This is a genomic window from Ruegeria sp. HKCCD6604, assembly GCF_013110635.1.
Lineage (GTDB): Bacteria > Pseudomonadota > Alphaproteobacteria > Rhodobacterales > Rhodobacteraceae > Ruegeria.
Genome location: NZ_WVQW01000003.1, coordinates 349,508 through 366,748 on the forward strand (window position 1 = coordinate 349,508; position 17,241 = coordinate 366,748).

Annotated in this window: 18 protein-coding genes; 7 read left to right on the forward strand and 11 right to left on the reverse strand. The window is 58.4% G+C overall.

All coding sequences use genetic code 11. The features are described from left to right. Nucleotide 1 precedes the first annotated feature (1 nt). The 7 genes from GS614_RS11580 to GS614_RS11610 all read left to right on the forward strand — a co-directional run bounded on the left by GS614_RS11580 (nucleotide 2) and on the right by GS614_RS11610 (nucleotide 7,120). Nucleotides 2–1,342 carry a TRAP transporter large permease gene (locus GS614_RS11580; RefSeq protein WP_171205775.1) on the forward strand — a complete coding sequence of 447 codons (1,341 nt, stop codon included), beginning with the start codon at nucleotides 2–4 and terminating at the stop codon, nucleotides 1,340–1,342. A gap of 17 nt (nucleotides 1,343–1,359) precedes the next feature. Next, nucleotides 1,360–1,854 carry a universal stress protein gene (locus tag GS614_RS11585; RefSeq protein WP_152460448.1) on the forward strand — a complete coding sequence of 165 codons (495 nt, stop codon included), beginning with the start codon at nucleotides 1,360–1,362 and terminating at the stop codon, nucleotides 1,852–1,854. A 26-nt stretch (nucleotides 1,855–1,880) separates the two neighbouring features. Next, on the forward strand, nucleotides 1,881–2,267 hold the full coding sequence (locus tag GS614_RS11590; protein WP_216600355.1) for a nuclear transport factor 2 family protein: 387 nt from the start codon (nucleotides 1,881–1,883) through the stop codon (nucleotides 2,265–2,267). A gap of 37 nt (nucleotides 2,268–2,304) precedes the next feature. Then, entirely contained in the window at nucleotides 2,305–3,708 is a 1,404-nt protein-coding gene (locus GS614_RS11595; protein ID WP_171117915.1) for an FAD-binding oxidoreductase, read from the forward strand. A 44-nt stretch (nucleotides 3,709–3,752) separates the two neighbouring features. Beyond that, a complete protein-coding gene (gene xsc, locus GS614_RS11600; RefSeq protein ID WP_171726342.1) occupies nucleotides 3,753–5,531 on the forward strand; it encodes a sulfoacetaldehyde acetyltransferase in 1,779 nt (592 codons plus the stop codon). 89 nt (nucleotides 5,532–5,620) lie between these two features. Beyond that, the gene (locus GS614_RS11605) at nucleotides 5,621–6,658 is read left to right on the forward strand and encodes a YeiH family protein (protein WP_171172696.1); all 1,038 of its coding nucleotides are present in this window, start codon (nucleotides 5,621–5,623) and stop codon (nucleotides 6,656–6,658) included. 90 nt (nucleotides 6,659–6,748) lie between these two features. Next, nucleotides 6,749–7,120, forward strand: coding sequence for a cupin domain-containing protein (locus GS614_RS11610; protein ID WP_171617662.1), 372 nt, complete (start codon nucleotides 6,749–6,751; stop codon nucleotides 7,118–7,120). A gap of 63 nt (nucleotides 7,121–7,183) precedes the next feature. On the opposite strand, the gene GS614_RS11615 is transcribed toward GS614_RS11610, so the two are convergent. The 11 genes from GS614_RS11615 to GS614_RS11665 all read right to left on the reverse strand — a co-directional run bounded on the left by GS614_RS11615 (nucleotide 7,184) and on the right by GS614_RS11665 (nucleotide 17,167). Then, a complete protein-coding gene (locus GS614_RS11615; RefSeq protein ID WP_216601158.1) occupies nucleotides 7,184–8,260 on the reverse strand; it encodes a 2Fe-2S iron-sulfur cluster-binding protein in 1,077 nt (358 codons plus the stop codon). Further along, a complete protein-coding gene (locus GS614_RS11620; protein ID WP_171726344.1) occupies nucleotides 8,257–9,411 on the reverse strand; it encodes an aromatic ring-hydroxylating dioxygenase subunit alpha in 1,155 nt (384 codons plus the stop codon). The genes GS614_RS11615 and GS614_RS11620 overlap by 4 nt, the downstream gene beginning before the upstream one ends. A 23-nt stretch (nucleotides 9,412–9,434) precedes the next feature. Beyond that, nucleotides 9,435–9,686 (reverse strand): hypothetical protein, encoded by a 252-nt coding sequence (locus GS614_RS11625; RefSeq protein WP_171331921.1) that lies wholly within the window; start codon nucleotides 9,684–9,686, stop codon nucleotides 9,435–9,437. Next, entirely contained in the window at nucleotides 9,683–10,231 is a 549-nt protein-coding gene (locus GS614_RS11630) for a TetR/AcrR family transcriptional regulator (protein ID WP_171726345.1), read from the reverse strand. Before GS614_RS11630 ends, GS614_RS11625 begins: the two co-directional genes overlap by 4 nt. A gap of 46 nt (nucleotides 10,232–10,277) precedes the next feature. After that, nucleotides 10,278–10,709: a DUF2141 domain-containing protein gene (locus tag GS614_RS11635; protein WP_171726346.1), complete on the reverse strand. Its 432-nt coding sequence runs from the start codon at nucleotides 10,707–10,709 to the stop codon at nucleotides 10,278–10,280. Nucleotides 10,710–10,895: 186 nt separating this feature from the next. Then, nucleotides 10,896–11,828, reverse strand: coding sequence for a hypothetical protein (locus GS614_RS11640; protein WP_171726347.1), 933 nt, complete (start codon nucleotides 11,826–11,828; stop codon nucleotides 10,896–10,898). 7 nt (nucleotides 11,829–11,835) lie between these two features. After that, nucleotides 11,836–13,149 (reverse strand): TRAP transporter large permease, encoded by a 1,314-nt coding sequence (locus tag GS614_RS11645; protein WP_152460436.1) that lies wholly within the window; start codon nucleotides 13,147–13,149, stop codon nucleotides 11,836–11,838. Between the two features lie 4 nt (nucleotides 13,150–13,153). Further along, entirely contained in the window at nucleotides 13,154–13,687 is a 534-nt protein-coding gene (locus tag GS614_RS11650; protein ID WP_171120825.1) for a TRAP transporter small permease, read from the reverse strand. A gap of 69 nt (nucleotides 13,688–13,756) precedes the next feature. After that, complete coding sequence (locus GS614_RS11655; RefSeq protein ID WP_171120827.1) at nucleotides 13,757–14,734, reverse strand: TRAP transporter substrate-binding protein; 978 nt, start codon at nucleotides 14,732–14,734, stop codon at nucleotides 13,757–13,759. 52 nt (nucleotides 14,735–14,786) lie between these two features. After that, entirely contained in the window at nucleotides 14,787–16,037 is a 1,251-nt protein-coding gene (locus GS614_RS11660) for an FAD-binding oxidoreductase (protein WP_171120829.1), read from the reverse strand. Continuing rightward, nucleotides 16,034–17,167: an enolase C-terminal domain-like protein gene (locus GS614_RS11665; RefSeq protein WP_171726348.1), complete on the reverse strand. Its 1,134-nt coding sequence runs from the start codon at nucleotides 17,165–17,167 to the stop codon at nucleotides 16,034–16,036. The genes GS614_RS11660 and GS614_RS11665 overlap by 4 nt, the downstream gene beginning before the upstream one ends. Between the last annotated feature and the right edge of the window lie 74 nt (nucleotides 17,168–17,241).

A 17,241-nucleotide genomic window follows, 5' to 3' on the forward strand; every position in this document is an offset into this window, starting at 1 on the left:
CATGGAATCCGAAATCGTCACAATCCTGTTTGGGTCTTTCCTGTTTCTGCTGCTCATTGGCGCGCCGATCACGGTGGCGCTGGGTGTGGCTTCGCTGGTCTCATTCCTTTATCTGGACGAGAACCCGATCAAGTTCGTGCAGATTGCCTTCACCTCAGTCGGTTCGTTCCCGCTGATGGCTCTGCCCGCGTTTATTCTTGCCGGCGCTTTGATGGAAGCCGCCGGTATCTCGAAACGCCTGATCAATGTTGCCGAAAGCCTGGCCGGTCCTTTCACCGGCGGTATTTCGGCTGCGACGGTCATGGCATGTCTTTTCTTCGGCGCCATTTCGGGCTCGGGCCCGGCAACAACCGCGGCCGTTGGGATGTTGATGATCCCTGCGATGATCGACCGCGGCTATGAGCGCGGCTATGCCTCGGCGATCACTGCGTCCTCTGGCGGCCTTGGGATTATCATTCCTCCCTCTATCCCGATGGTGATCTTCGGCATTGCCGCGCTCGGTATGGCGCCGCCGCCGGAAGCCGTGGAAAAGTTCGGTACGTTCCAGTCGGTTTCAATCTCGAAACTGTTCATCGCCGGATTCGTCCCGGCCTTCCTGATCGCTACCAGCCTGCTGATCCTGAACTTCTTCATGTCGAAAAAGCGCGGCTACAAAGGCGTTTCCGAAGGTTGGTCGATCCGTCACGTGGGTTGCGAAATGTATCGCGGATTCTGGTCGCTGATGGCGCCGCTGGTGATCCTGGGCGGTATCTATACCGGGTTCTTCACCCCGACCGAGGCGGCAATCGTGGCGATTTTCTACACCCTGTTCGTGGGCGTGGTTATCTACCGCGAACTGACCTGGCAGTCGCTGTTCCAGTCGCTCGAGGCCACCACATGGCTGACTGGGCGTGTTCTGCTGATCCTGTTCACCGCGACGGTGTTTGGCCGACTGCTGGTGGAAAACCAGATCCCGGCGATCATCGCGGATTCGATGCTCAGCTTCACGGACAACCTCTATGTCATCTGGACGCTGATCATCTTCTTCCTGCTGTTCGTCGGCATGTTCATGGAGACGCTGGCCACCATCCTGATCCTGGTTCCGGTGATGCTGCCGGTGGCCTATTCGGTGGGTATCGACCCGATCCACTTTGGCGTGGTGATGGTCTGCACGCTGGGTATCGGTTTCCAGACGCCGCCGCTGGGCGAAAACCTGTTCATCGCGTCAGGTATCTCGAACATCACGATCGAACAGATCTCGTTGCGTGCGCTGCCCTTTGCGGCCGCCAACACGATCGCGATCTTCATCATCGCCTTCTTCCCTGAACTGTCGCTGTGGCTTCCACGGCTGTTCGGCTACTGACCCGAAAGGATGACGACATGAAACAACTGGTCACAAACATCCTCTTTGCCACTGACCTGTCCGAAAACTCGGGTCACGCCATGCGCCATGCCGCCAGCATCGCGCAGGCCACGGGGGCTGAAATTCACGTTCTGCATGTGAATGAGCCACTATCGGACGATGCCAAGATCACGATGGAGATCTTCATCCTGAATGAAGAGACCCGCAAAACCGCCGCTGCGCGCCGTCACGAGATGGTGCGCAAGGTTCTGGCCGAACGGCAAGCCAAGTTCTGGGCTCAGTTCGATGGTGACGATGAGAGAATTCGCGATCAGGTCACTTCGGTCGAGGTCACAGATGGCCACCCGGCCGAAGTGATCCTGCGCCGCTCGGTCGAACTGGGCTGTGATCTGATCGTGCTGGGCGCGCATGATCACGGCTTTTCGCATACGTTTCTGGGCACCGTCGCAAAGCGTGTTTTGCGGCGCTCCAAGATACCGACACTGATCGTTCCGAACCCGGACGAAACGTAACAACCCCACTGACAAGGAAGTACAAAATGAGCAAGACCCTGACCGCGCAGGACCTGGCGGACACGTTTGATGCGTTCAACCGCCACGACATCGACGGCGTGATGACCCACTTCGCCGACGACTGCGTGTTCTACACCGTGGCCGGTGACGAGAAATACGGCAACAAGATTGAAGGAGCAGAGGCTATCGCCGCCGCGTTTTCAGGCGTCTGGGCAGGCATGAAGGACGCCCATTGGGATCACCACGGCCACTTTGTCCACGGTGATCGCGCTGTGTCGGAATGGACGTTTTCGGGAACCGATGCAAACGGCATGCGGATCGAAGCGGAAGGTGCGGATCTGTTCACCCTGCGTGACGGAAAAATCGTCGTAAAACAGGCGCTTCGCAAAACGCGCCCCATGTTCAAGGCCTGATCCGCCGCACTGCGCGCAGCTTCGGAGAAAAACAAGAATGGTGGACAACAGCATCCCGCGTCATTGGCCCAAGGCCAGCTATGACCCGAAATATGACCCCATCATCGATGCGGGTCCTGGTCACAATCGCGACCACGCGCCCACATACTGGATCGGAACGGCCGGTACGCCCCCGGCCGATGATGGTCCAGTGTCCAGCGATATGGATGCCGATGTGGTGGTGATCGGGTCGGGTTATACCGGCCTGTCCACCGCCATTCACCTTGCCAAGGAACACGGAATCCAGGCGGTTGTTCTTGAAGCGAATACCGTGGCCTGGGGATGCTCGACGCGCAATGGCGGGCAGGCCCAGATCTCATCCGGGCGGCTGAAACGGTCGCAATGGATTCAGCGCTGGGGCACGGATGTGGCCAAGGGCATGCACGCCGAAGTCACCGAAGCTTTCGAGTTGTTCAACGATCTCATCGCGTCGGATGACATCGACTGCGAACCGCAGCCGGGTGGCCATTACTATATCGCGCACCGTGAAAAGGTCATGCCGTCGCTCAAGAAAGAGTGCAAGCTGCTGAACGACGTGTTCGGCTACGGCTCGCGTATCATTTCCCGGGACGAACTGCATGAAAACCACGTGCGCGACATGGAAGCCGCAGGCGCGATGTGGGAGCCGGACGGAACGTGTATCCACGCCGGCAAGCTGGCTTTTGGCTATGTCAACATGGCGCGCAGGCTGGGTGTGAAAATCCATACCGGCAGCCCGGTCATGGGGTGGCAAACCAAGGACAGAGTGCATCATCTGCGTACGCCGGGCGGTATTGTGCGCGCGAAATCGGTGGCCTTGGCAACGGCCGGTTATACACCCCCGGGGCTCAACAACCGCACCAGGCACCGCTTGATGCCGATCCTGTCAAATTCGATGGTGACACGGCCTCTGACCCGGGCCGAGTTGGACGAATGCGGTATTCAGACCAGATCCCCCCTGACCGACACGCGCACGCTGCGCCACTATTACCGCCTGTTGCCGGACAATCGGATGCAGATCGGCAGCCGCAGCGCCGTGACAGGGCGTGATGCCGAGAACGGCAAACATCTGGACTTGCTGAAAAAGGGACTTGCCCGCAAGTTCCCGGCGCTCGAGGATATCAACCTCGACTACTCCTGGTGGGGTTGGGTTGATGTCAGCCACGACATGATGCCGCGCATTTTTCGGCCCGATCCAGATCAGAGCGTGTTCTACGCCATGGGCTACGGCGGCAATGGCGTCATGTACTCGGCGCAGGCCGGACGACGCATGGCGCAGTTGGTTGCCGGCCAGAAGGACAAGGCGTTTGAACTGCCGATCTTCACCTCCCCATTGCCGAGCCATGGCATCCTGACGCCTTTCCGCCGACTGGGACAGCGTATGGCGTATGTCGGCTACTACCTCAAAGACGAAATACTGTAACTCACAGGGGCTTCGGCGCCCTGAAAAGACAAGGAAGCACTCAGATGAAGATGACGACGGAAGAGGCGTTTGTTAAGGTTTTGCAGATGCACGGGATTGAGCATGCGTTCGGGATCATTGGATCTGCGATGATGCCGATCTCGGACTTGTTCCCGAAGGCCGGGATCATGTTCTGGGACTGTGCGCATGAAGGCAGCGCCGGGATGATGGCGGATGGCTACACCCGCGCGACCGGCAAGATGTCGATGATGATCGCGCAGAACGGCCCCGGCATCACCAATTTCGTGACCGCCGTAAAAACTGCCTATTGGAACCACACGCCGCTGCTGCTGGTCACGCCGCAGGCGGCGAACAAGACCATCGGTCAGGGCGGTTTCCAGGAAGTTGAGCAGATGAAGCTGTTCGAGGACATGGTCGCCTATCAGGAAGAGGTCCGCGACCCGACCCGCGTCACCGAGGTTCTGAACCGCGTGATCATGAAAGCCAAGCGCGCCAGCGCCCCGGCCCAGATCAACATCCCGCGTGACATGTGGACCCAGGTGGTTGATGTTGATCTGCCCGCCATCGTCGATTTCGAACGCCCTGCGGGCGGCGAATCCGCCGTGGCGCAGGCGGCCGAGCTGCTGTCGACCGCCAAGAACCCGGTGATCCTGAACGGTGCGGGCGTGGTTCTGTCCAAGGGCGGGATCGAGGCCTCGAAGGCGCTGGCCGAGCGTCTGGATGCGCCGGTCTGCGTGGGTTATCAGCACAACGACGCCTTCCCCGGCAGCCACCCTCTGTTTGCCGGCCCGCTGGGCTACAACGGCTCGAAAGCCGGGATGGAACTGATCAGCGAGGCCGATGTTGTTCTGTGCCTCGGCACCCGTCTGAACCCGTTCTCGACCCTGCCGGGCTATGGCATGGAATACTGGCCGGCCGAGGCCAAGATCATCCAGGTCGACATCAACCCCGACCGGATCGGCCTGACCAAGAAGGTCACCGTGGGCATCGTGGGTGACGCGGCCAAGGTGGCGACCGGCATCCTGAACCAGCTGAGCGATACCGCGGGCGACGAGGGCCGCGACGCGCGCAAGGCGAAGATCGCCGAGAAGAAGTCCCGCTGGGCCCAGCAGCTGAGCAGCATGGACCACGAGGATGATGATCCGGGCACCACCTGGAACCAGCGCGCCCGCGCGGCCAAGCCCGACTGGATGAGCCCCCGCATGGCGTGGCGCGCCATTCAGGCGGCGCTGCCGAAAGAGGCGATCATCAGCTCGGATATCGGCAACAACTGCGCCATCGGCAACGCCTATCCGTCCTTCGAGGCGGGGCGCAAATACCTGGCGCCGGGCCTGTTCGGCCCTTGTGGCTATGGCCTGCCGGCCATCGTCGGCGCCAAGATCGGCTGCCCGGACGTGCCGGTCGTGGGCTTTGCCGGTGACGGCGCCTTCGGCATCGCGGTGAACGAGCTGACCGCGATCGGCCGCGAGGAATGGCCCGCCGTGACCCAGATCGTCTTCCGCAACTATCAGTGGGGCGCGGAAAAGCGCAACTCGACCCTGTGGTTCGATGACAATTTCGTCGGCACCGAACTGGATACCAAAGTGTCCTACGCCGGTATCGCGCAGGCCTGTGGTCTGAAGGGCGTCGTGGCCCGCACCCAGGACGAGCTGACCGCAGCCCTGAACCAGGCGATCGAGGATCAGAAGAACGGCATCACCACGCTGATCGAGGCCCTGATCAACCAGGAGCTCGGCGAACCTTTCCGCCGCGACGCAATGAAAAAACCCGTCGCCGTCGCAGGAATCTCGGCCGACGACATGAAAGCTCAGGTCGAGCTGTAATCTGATCATGCCTCCACCCGGGCCGAATACGGTGGGGGTGGGGGCAGGCTTTGCCTAAAAGGCAGCTCAAATATTGCAAAGGAAGTAAGATGCAGGCGTTGAGTGCATCCAACTCGCCGTGGCTTCGGGCACGGTCTTTCGTTCGTTTGAACGGGCACGGTTTCCTTGTTTCCGTGGTTGTTGCCGTCGCAGCGAAGTTCTTGTCCGAACATTATGGTGCCCCGGCGATGCTGATGGCCCTGTTGCTGGGCATCGCGTTCCATTTCCTGGCCGAAGACGATGCCGGCGACTGCAAGGCCGGAATCGAATTTACCGCACGAACGGTTCTGCGTTTTGGCGTTGCGCTGCTTGGGGCGCGTATTTCCGTTGAATTGATGATGAGCCTTGGCGCTGATCTGATTGCCGTTGTGATTGCCGGTGTGATCCTCACGATCCTGTTCGGGCTTCTTGGCGCGCGTCTTCTGGGCCGTGGTTGGCGCTTTGGGGTGCTGACGGGGGGATCGGTTGCGATCTGCGGTGCATCGGCCGCGATGGCCTTGTCGGCCATTCTGCCCAAAAACGAGCATTCGGAGCGGAACCTGGTTTTCACGGTACTGTCGGTTACTGTTCTGTCTACAATCGCGATGATCGCCTACCCGATCCTCACCGAGGCTTTCGAGTTCAACGACGAGGTTTCAGGGGTCTTCCTGGGCGGAACGATCCATGATGTCGCGCAGGTTGTCGGGGCCGGGTTTTCGGTTTCGGACCAAACCGGTGAGGTGGCGACTTTGGTCAAGTTGATCCGTGTCGCCATGCTGGCCCCGGTGGTGCTGGTCATCTCGTTTCTTGTCCGGCGCCATGCGGAGTTCAGCGAGGAAGACGGCAAGCGCCCGCCAATTTTGCCGATGTTTGTCGTTGGCTTTCTGATCTTTGCCGTCCTGAATTCAATGGGCCTGATCCCCGAAGTGGTAGCGTCGGCCATGGCCGATCTCAGCCGGTGGGCGCTGCTGGTGTCGATTGCGGCAGTGGGCATGAAAACGTCGCTCAAGCGGATTCTGGATGTGGGCGGGCAGGCCATCGTCCTGATCGTGGCCGAGACGATCTTTATCGCTGCTCTGGTTTTGGCGGGTGTCTACCTGTTTCATTAGAAGATGGCGGAAATCCAAGTCCAGCACGTGACCGTTCATTGGCCGGTCACGTCATCTCGCACTACATGACCAGCAGGAGGGTATGACCTCATGACGACACAGGTAATCAATCTTTTCGATGAGCCCGCAACGCGCAGCGAAAGGCGTTTGGCCGATCTTCCCGATCGCGTTGTCGCGGGTGATCCGCATCACAAGATTGGAATGCACTTCACCAGCCCGGATGGACAACTGTCTGCCGGGACCTGGACGTCTACGCCGGGCAAATGGCACGCGTTCACGGACAAGGACGAATATTGCTATATCGTCAAAGGCCATTGCGCCCTGATCCACGAAGACGGGACCCGTCAGGATTTTCGCACCGGGGCCAGCTTTTTGATCCCCAATGGCTTTCGCGGCTATTGGGAAGTCGTGGAAGAAACGACCAAGCACTTTGTGATCCGAGATTGCGCGCCCGACGCATGATCCGATCCGTGAATGAACCTGAGGCGGCGTGAACCGGCATGCCTCAGGCGCGTCATTGGCTTTTCAGCGACGGGTCTGGTCAAAGCTGATCGTCAGTTTTTCCGCCGTGGGTATTGACTGGCAGGTCAGGATTTCTCCGGCTTTGATGTCTTTGTCTTCCAGCGCCATGCGCGCCCGCATATGAACTGTGCCGTCGGTCAGTTTGGCCCGGCACGCGCCGCAAACTCCGGATTGGCAGGAATAGGGTGGCTTGAGCCCCGCTGACTGCGCTGCGTGAAGAATGGTCTGTCCCTTGGAGACCGAAATGAGATGTCGGGTGCCTTCCAGCGTCAATTCAGCGCTTGCGTCCACCCCTTCAATACCCGTGTCCAGATCCGGCGCAGCACCATAGCTTTCCATGTGGATGCGGTTCTGGGGAACATCAATGGACATCAAGGCCGATTTGACGGCCTGGTTCATATCGCCCGGACCACAGATATAGTACCGCGCGTCCTGGGCGTAAGGTGGATACTCGGCGATCAACGCTTCGATTGCGGCCTTGTCGATTGTACCTTGCCGCCAGTACTCGGTGCTGGACCACCAGCCGGGTTTCGAAAAGACATGGTTGATTGTAAAACGTTCGGGATGCGCTTGCTGAAGCACGCTCAGTTCGTGCTGCAACAGGATGCTCTTCGCGTTTGTGTTGCCATACACCAGATGCGCGACTGAATGGGGCTCGGCTGTCAAAGCCGAGTTCAGCATTGCAAAGAGCGGAGTAATGCCAGAGCCCGCGCCAAAAAAGTAATGAGTGCGCCGCGCCGTTTCGTCGGGGTCCAGGCAGAAACTGCCAAATGGCGGCATGACGTCAATGGTTTGCCCTTCCTGAACAGTGTCGTTGATGAAGTTGCTGACACGGCCACCCTTGACCCGTTTGACGGTGATGCGAAGCGGGTCCCCGGAGTAAGGCGAACTGGAGATCGAATAGCTTCGACGGTGCTCTTCGCCATCAATATTGAAACGAACGGACACGTGTTGGCCCGGCCTCCAGGCGAATATGTCCATCAGGTGGTCAGGGACATCGAACATAACGGTCTTTGCCACGCCATCCGGCTCGACTCTGGTCCCGCAAACGCGCAATGGGAAAAAATCACGCGAGTTCATTTCCCTTCCCCCAACCATTGCAGAACAACTTTCTGGTGCTCGATGACGGGACTTTCACCGTTTGCCGCCGGACCTGCTTCAAAATACGGAGAATGCAGGGATTTCTGCTGTTGCTCGCACGCGTAGATATCTTCGCCGGTAAAGTCACCGGCAACCATCGGGTCATCTTCGCCCATCGCGTCATTGGCTTCGTATTTCCCAGCTATTCCAAACTTGGACCAGAAAGAGGACGACTTCATCGACTGTTTGGTGAATTCCCATTCCGAGCTGTTGGACACCCGCCCGCGGTTGTGAACTCGCGTCAGTTCCGGGCCAAGGGGTTCGACAATGAAGATGTTCCAGCCATCTTCCGAAGCGGCCAGACCAATCCCCGGGAACAGCATCGGCACCCAGGCGCCGTTCATGTCTTTGGGGATGACGCGCGGGGCGGTCAGTTTGCTGTCCTGATCTTCCAGAAACTCTGCCACGGGCATTTCCCAAAACATGTAATGAGGTCCTTCCCAGTGGAATTCGGCGGATTTGTGGTCATACATCTGAAGCGTATTCGAATGCAGATGGCTCAGGTGGTAAACGTCGATGTAATTTTCGACGACAACCTTCCAGTTGGCCTTTATCTCATAGCTGGTGTTCAGGTCTTCGTACTCAATCAGCTCTTCCGGTACGTGCGGGCCGATATGGGGTTCGACGGGGCCGAACCATTCGGCGATGGAAGGCGCGTCGGGGTCTGGATGGACGAAAATCATCGATTTCCAGATGTCGACCTTGGCGGGTTTCAGGCCAAGACAGGACTTGTCGACCTTGCCAAATTCCTCGTGCTCATCCGGCACCGAAATCAGATTGCCTTCAAGATCGTAGGTCCAATCGTGATAAGGACAGGTCAACGCTTTTTGCGTTTTGCCAACCGCGCGGATCAATTGGGTTCCGCGGTGGCGGCAGATGTTATGGAAGGCGCGCAGGCGACGATCGCGCCCCATGATCACGAATATATTGTTGAGTCCGGCCTGCACGGCGATGAACTGGCCGGGTTCACTGACATCCTCCATAAAACCGGCGTAGCGCCAGGTTTTGGAGAAGATTTCGCGCATTTCCCGGTCGAACCAATCCTGGCTCGTGTAAGCTTCGACCGGCAAAAGGTGCAGCATGGGTTTCATTTGAGCCTCTTGTGAAGGAATTTTCAAAACGTTTGGGGGAGAAAGTCGATGGCGATCATCGACAGGCCTAATGCGACCCAGGCGAGTTGGATCAGCCAAAACAGGATGGGGTCCTCATCCCGGGTTACGTCGGTCAAAAGCAAAGCGTGACCGGAATAGAAATTCGGGATTGTCCAGAACATGAAAAGAAGCCCCCACAGAGCCTGATAGCCAAGTACCGTCGTCACCATCAGCGCCGCGAAGGTGATGTAGTTCAGCTGTCGCTTGCGTGTCATGGTTCTTGCGCCAGGCCATTGAACAGCGCACGCGCGGCCTGTTCGGCCTGAGTTTTCCAGACATTCGGCATATCCAGAGCGGCCAAAGACGTCGCGTTGAAATAAAGCGCCACAATGCCATGAGCGGCGGTATTGACCTTTGCGGCATCCACATTCGGGAAATCCGCGCGCAGTATCGCAGCAATCGTAGTTTCAAAGGCAAGCAGAGCCTCTCGACAAGCCCGGCGAAGCGAAGCATCCTCGACCGCCCGCGCGGTGAGTGCTGCGAAGGCAAGTACCATATCCGGTGACGTCTGGTTCATGTCCGAGAACAGAACATCGATCAGATGTCTTGATTTTCCCGACGCCGGCAAGCCTGCAACGAGTGTGTCAGACTGTTCCGAAAAACTTTTCAGAACATAGTCTTGCAGGGTCGTAATCAATTCATCCCGATTGCCCAGGTGATGCCGGATCAGAGGCCGTGTCAGGCCCGCTTCCTTGGCTATTTGCGAAAGCGATGCACCATCAAGGCCATATCTCGCAACACATCTGACCAGGGCCTGCATAATCTGTTCATAACGTTCATCACGATTTGAGGGGCGCCCGATCATGTTATTTCCAGTATTTCAGCTTCAGGTCTGCGGTTACGCCGGCGCCGATGGCGACAGCGGCATCCGCGAATTCCGGCGGTAGACCGCTCCGATCCATGCCGCCAAAGGCGTACCCTTCGGTTGGGACATCCTTCTCGGTATCCAGGTCGCTGTTGCTGTTCTCGTCGTGAATCGCGGCAATCGCATAGGTGCCAAGCGGGAGATTGTGAAAGGTGACCGAAGCCAAGCCCTTGACAGCAGGAATGGAAGCCAAGGCCGCCGCGTTCGCCACGTCCATGGCCCTAAAAGATTTAGAGTCATCGAACACGGCAATGATCAAATCACCCTCTGCATTGCGCACGTCCTGCACCGTCGCAGTGAGAGTTTGTGCGGATGCCCCGAGGGTTGAAGCTAGTGTCATCACAGATGCGACGACCAGTTTGCTAATCGGCATGATATATCCTTTACTGTCAACATTGACAGTAAATAGGAAGAGTGCAATTAACTGTCAATAGTGACAATTATTCACCCGATTTCCCTGAGCGTGTTTTTTTGCATTGAACCAAGCACGACGTATCGGCCCAACGCCGACAAGGATCGGAGAAAAGGGATAAAAATATCCTAAGGCGGCTTTCCAAAGCTACTCGGGTAAGACTTGCCTCATGTAGAGATGACGCATGACCATTGGCGTCAGGTACATCGGGATTTGATACGCCCCGATGAAGGCCATGATGGGTGCGGTGACCTCGGGCGGTAAAGCAACGAAGAATATCGCGATGTTTCTGTTTCCCGCGATCAAAGAGACAGCGGTTGCTCTGGCTGCCGGCAGACGTCCTCGGGTAATCCGGAACGAAATGAATTGTGCTCCGAAATTGGCCAGACAGGCGAGCGCGATCCAGAAGGCCGCGACGGCCGGGCTTTTCAGCGCTGTGGTGCTGACGGAAGGCATCAGGCCGATGACAAAAACGGCCAAGGTGATTGTGCCCAACCCTTCCAGATTCACCAATGTGGAGTGTGATGGTGAACGCAACCAGACGCGCCGGACAACAATGGCGGCGCCGGTTGTGCAGAGTATCGTCAACAGCAGTTGCAACCCGGCCAGCAGAACAGAGTGAATGCCGCCCAGTTCAGGCATGAGCAGGAACACCGGAAACGCTGTCAATGGCAGCAGGGCGGTCCCAACCACCATCATTCGCATCGCGTGTTCAGGTGGGTAGCCCATCATCAAACACATGTTGGGACTGCCGGAAATCGAGGGCGCAGCCGCCAAGATGAGCAGGGACAGAAGCACCGGCGTTCCGGTCCATCCCCCGACAAATCCAATGGCCAGAATGATCAGCGGCATCACGAATTGAAACCCGATGACGGTGAACGCGACCTTGTGCAGATCGCTCAACGATCCAAGAATGGTTTCGGGGTCCATTCTCAGGACGGTTACGAACAGCAACAACACGACCAGGGGCGGCAGCAGGCCTCGCATGGGCTCGGCCAAACCCGGCAATAGAAGACCCGCCGCCAATCCGGCGACCAGAACACGGGGCCCGTGGCGGGCCGCCAGATGGAGCAGGTTCAAGGCCGTTTTACCCGCCCGGGCTCTGACGCAAATTCTCGGGCAGCCAAGTGGCGAGGTCGGGGAACCAGATGAGGATGAAAACCATCAGCACCATGATCAGGAACATCGGGATCGCAGCGCGTGCGATATAGCTCATCTCATGGTTGGTCATGCCCTGCATCACGAACAGGTTGAATCCGATCGGTGGTGTGATCTGCGCCATTTCAACGACGACCACGATGAAGATGCCGAACCAGATCAGGTCAATGCCAGCGTCGCGGATCATTGGTTCCACCACGGCCATGGTCAAAACGACGGAAGAAATCCCGTCAAGAAAACAGCCCAGAATGATGTAGAACACCAGCAGGACCATAAGCAGTTCGAAACGGGTCAGTTCCCAACCTGCAATCAGATCGGCCAGCCCGCGCGGCAGGCCGGTGAAGCCCATGGACAGCGACAGAAACGCCGCGCCAGCAAGGATCAGGGCGATCATCGCGCTGGTTCGCGTGGCGCCCATCAGGCTTTCGGTGAATGTCTTCCAGTTCAACGATCCCTGGCCTGCCGCCAGCAGCAGGCCGCCGATCACCCCGAAAGCCGCAGCTTCGGTCGCAGTGGCATAGCCCAGATACATTGAGCCGATGACGACCGTGATCAGCAGGATCACAGGCAACAAAAAGCGGGAGTTTCTGACTTTCTCGGAAAAGCTCAGCTTGCCCTCGACATCCGGGGTCCAGTCTTTGCCCAACTTGGAATAGATCGCGACATAACCCATGAACATCGCCGCCAGCACCAGGCCGGGAAGGATGCCGGCAAAGAACAGCTTGGTAATCGATTCATTGATCGTCACCCCATAGACGATCAGGGTTAGGGACGGCGGGATCATCAGCCCCAGAGTGGCCGCGCCGGTCAGAGTACCGATGATCATCCGTTCGGGGTAGTTGCGCTTGCGCAGTTCGGGGATCGACATCTTTCCGACGGTGGTCAGCGTTGCGGCCGACGAACCTGAGACTGCCGCGAAGACGGTACAACCCACGATATTGGTATGCACCAAACCGCCGGGCAAGGGGGCCATCCAGGGGGACAGCCCTTTGAACATGTCTTCGGACAATCGCGTGCGGTACAGGATTTCGCCCATCCAGATGAACATGGGCAAGGCGGTCAGGGTCCACGACGACGAAGCGGACCAGATCGTCGTGATCATCACGTCGCCCACGGGGCGGGTGGTGAACAGCTCCATCCCGACCCAGGCGACCCCCATCAGGGCTAGGCCGACCCAGACACCGGTCCCGAGAAGGGTGAACAGAACAAAAAGGAAAAGGATGATGACAGACAGGTTTTCCATGCGTCTATTCTCCGTGGCTCTGGTCGGCCAGATCGCGGACAATGCGATGGTCACCTTTGAACAGGACGTGGATCAGGTGATCCGTCAGCGCGATGGCCAGGATCAGGGCTCCGATCAGCATCGCGGATTGCGGAATCCACAGCGCGGTTCTGTCCTGACCCTGGCTGATGTCGTTGAACTTCCAGCTCCAATAGACGAAGCGATAGGCATACCAGCAGAAATACCACATGACGGCTGTGCCGATGGTGAAACACCAGATTTCAAGGACACGCCGCACGCTGTCCGGCACCGCGTTCAGAAGGATCGAAACCCGAATGTGGCTGCCCCGGTTCAACGCATTGGCAAAGGCCAGAAAAGATGCCGCCGCCATTGCATAGCCGGCATAGTCGGGCGCTCCGGGAAATACTTCACCGGTCCAGCGGGCCAGCATCTGCACGACGATCAGCAAAAGAATGGCAATCAGGCTGACCGCCGCCAGTACCCCCGCTGCAAGATAGATGAAATCCAGAACGGACCGAAGCCCCCGCAATACCGCCATGGCGTCCCCGCTTTGTTATGATTGGATGGAAAACAGGCGACGCAATGCAGCGCCGCCTGCCTCGAACGGTTACTGAGAGGCGTTGAACGCGTCGACGATGGCTTTGCCTTCGTCTCCGGCGGCTTCCAGCCATTCATTGGTCATGGTCACACCAATCTCTTTTAGCTCATTCGTCATCTGCTCGGATGCCGGACCGACGGTCATGCCACCATCACGCAGACCTTGCAGAGTAAAGCCGGTATATTCCTTGGCGCGCCAGTTGCCCGCGTATTCCGCCAGCTCTGCGCAGGCCTTGATGACGTTCTTGTTGGCGTCGGACACGCCCGACCAGACATCCGAATTCACCATCACGTAGTTGCGCGGCAACCAGGCATCGACTTCGTAGAAATAGTTCAGGCTTTCCCAGACCTTGCGGTCATACCCGGTCGATCCCGAAGACACCATCGACTCGGCGACACCCGTCGCAAAAGCCTGACTGATTTCTGCCGCTTCGATCGTCACCGGCAACATGCCCGTCAGCTCGGCCAGTCGCGAAGTCGCGTTGTTGTACGAACGGAACTTGATGCCCTTCATATCGGCGACCGAGTTCACCTCATTCTTGAAATACAGCCCCTGCGGTGGCCACGGTACAGCATAAAGCAGCGTCAGGTTCTGCTCTGCCAATACTTTTTCGATAGATGGCTTGGCGGCCTCCCAAAGCTTGGCGCTGTCGTCGAACGAGGTCGCAAGGAACGGGATCGAATCGAAACCGAACAACGCGTTCTCATTCTGGTGGCCGGACAGAAGGCGTTCGCCGATCGGGGCCTGCCCGGTCTGGATTGCGCGTTTGATATCGGCACCTTTGAACAGCGAGCCGGATGGATGCGTAACGATTTCGATCTCACCGCCGGTTCCGGTCGTTACACATTTGGCGAATTCCGCACCGGTGGCCGAATGGAAGTTCGACGCCGAATAGGCCATCGGCATGTCCCATTTTTCGGCCATGGCCGGTGCTGCCGCGGCAGCAGTCAAAGCGGTCGCCGCCAGAAGGTTTGTCAGTGTTTTCATCGTTTTCTCCCTATCGAGTTTTGAAATACCGATGTTCTTCATCGGTCTGTTCTTATGTTGCAAAGCGCGACGGCGCGTAGACGCTTACGTCGGTGTTCGGGGTTCTGCCCGCGATCATCTGCGCCAGAAGCCGTCCGGTCTTTGGCCCGCCTGTCAGGCCGATGTGATGATGACCAAAGCCCATATAGGCCCCTTTGATACCGGGCACGTCACCGATGATCGGGATCGAGTCAGCCGGGGCCGGCCTGTGCCCCATCCATTCCACTTCCTCCTTCCATGTTATGCCCGGAAACGCGGCCCGGGCATTTCTTCGCATCAATTCAAAAGGCGCGCGCGAGGGCGGTGCGTCCAGCCCTCCGAACTCCACAATACCCGCCAAGCGTATGCGCCCATCCATGGGCGTGGCAACAAACTTGCCCGAAGCCACCATGACCGGGCTGCGGGGCATGGCAGAAGGCGCCACCAATTCAAGATGATAACCGCGCTCGCTTTCAAGAGGAACAGAAACCCCCAGTCGCTTGGCCAGTGGCCCCGACCAAACGCCAGCCGTGACAATGGCGGTGTCGCAAGCGATGGTCTCACCACCCGCGCGCACACCGGTAACGCGGCCGTTCTCGCGGGTGACGTCCTCGACATTGGCGCGGATGATCCGACCACCGCCAGCCTCGACATGGGCGGCCAAGTCTTTCACGTACTGCCCGGGATCGGTGATATGACCGTGGTTTGACAGCTTGGCAGCGAAACCGATATCCGGGCTGAACACGGGGTCATAGTCGTGAAACGCCTTGCCCTCCAGTTCTTCCCAATCAAAGCCGTTCTTCCGCCTTATTCCCCAGCCCAACGCATCTTGTTCAAAATGGGCCCGGTTCTCGTAGAGAAACAGATAGTCGCTGGGCACGATCCACTTTTCAGCACGCGTGCCTGTTGCCAATGCCTTGTGATCATTCAGGCTGTCGCCGACGATCGGCGTCAGCGCCGCCGCGATCCGTTCAACGTCTGCCACGTTCGCGTGGCTCAGATATTGCCGGAGCCATGGGAGCAGCTTCGGCAAATACCCCCATTTCAAAAACAGCGGCTGCGACGAGCTCAGCAACATTTTGGGTGCTTTGCCAAGCAGTCCGGGAACCGTCACAGGTATGATGGAACAGGACGCCAGCACACCGCCATTGCCATGAGACGTGCCTTCACCCGGTCCGGCCTTGTCGAACAGGATCACGTTGTGCCCGTCCCGTTGCAGCCAGACCGCGGCCGACACGCCGACGATACCGGCGCCGATGATGGCTATGGTTTTCTTGTCGCTCATTCTGAAACCGCCCTGGCCACTGCGTAATGGTTCAGTTTGGCCACCTCGGGCCTGCCGCCAAGCCCGGGGGTTTCGGGCACGCAGACCTGACCGTTCCGGATCCGGAAGGGTTCTTCCAGAATGTCCTCTTTCAGGAAATAGGACGCCTGATAAAACTCGCAGCCCAATGTGATCTCGGGTGTCGCGGCAATCAGATGGGTGCCCGCAAGATGGGCTAGGCCGGCCTCGAACATGTCCCCGCCATACGCCGTCAGGCCGTGCGCCGCCGCGATGCGGGCGACCGTTTGCCCGCGGGTCAGTCCGCCAGACTTCATTATTTTCACCGAGACACCATCGCAAATGCTTTCACGCGCGGCGCGTTCCATATCTTCGGGACCAAAGACGCTTTCATCGGCGAGAAGGGGAACATCGGTCATATGACGTAGCTTCGCCATCATGCCGAAGTGATGGGCGCGAACCGGCTGTTCGATGAAATCAGGATTGAACCGGGCCACGTCCCGCACCCGCGTCGGAGCCTCCTCGATGCTCAGCCCCTGATTATAGTCCACGCGGACCGAGAATTCAGGGCAGTTCTGCGCAAAGTACTCCAACCGCATGATGTCAAAGGCGTGATCCTTGAACCCGGTCTTGAGTTTGACAATCCGCACGCCGTCCTCTCGCAACCGCGCCAACAGGTCTATGTCCTGAGAAAAGTCCGGGTTGGCGATGGAACAGCTGAGCGGAATGGTGCTGCGGCAACGACCGCCCAGCAAAGACCAGACCGGGATGCCGCTGATACGGCCGGCCAGATCCAGCAGAGCGGTTTCCAGCGCGGCCTTGGACTCGGTGCAATGCGCCACGGCACAGGCCGCGCGCGCCATGATGGCTGACCGGTCGCCCACGCGGGCGCCAAGAACAAGGGGGCGTAGATATCGATCCAGTGCCGCAAATGTCGCTTCCGGGGTGCCGGTGAACACCGACCAGGGTGACGCTTCGCCAAATCCCTGTGTGCCATCCTCGGATGTCAGTCGCAGTATGACGACTTCGCAGGCGCCTTCGATGGATCCTATACCGTGATCCCGGCGGGACGTGACCGGAAGCTTCAGGTGCCAAAGGTCGTAACCGATGATGTTTTGTGACAGATCGTTCATTCCGCCCCCTGTGGTTGAGCGAAAGCCTGCCTTGACGAGCATATCATTTCAAATACTATTTCTTCTACAGTTCA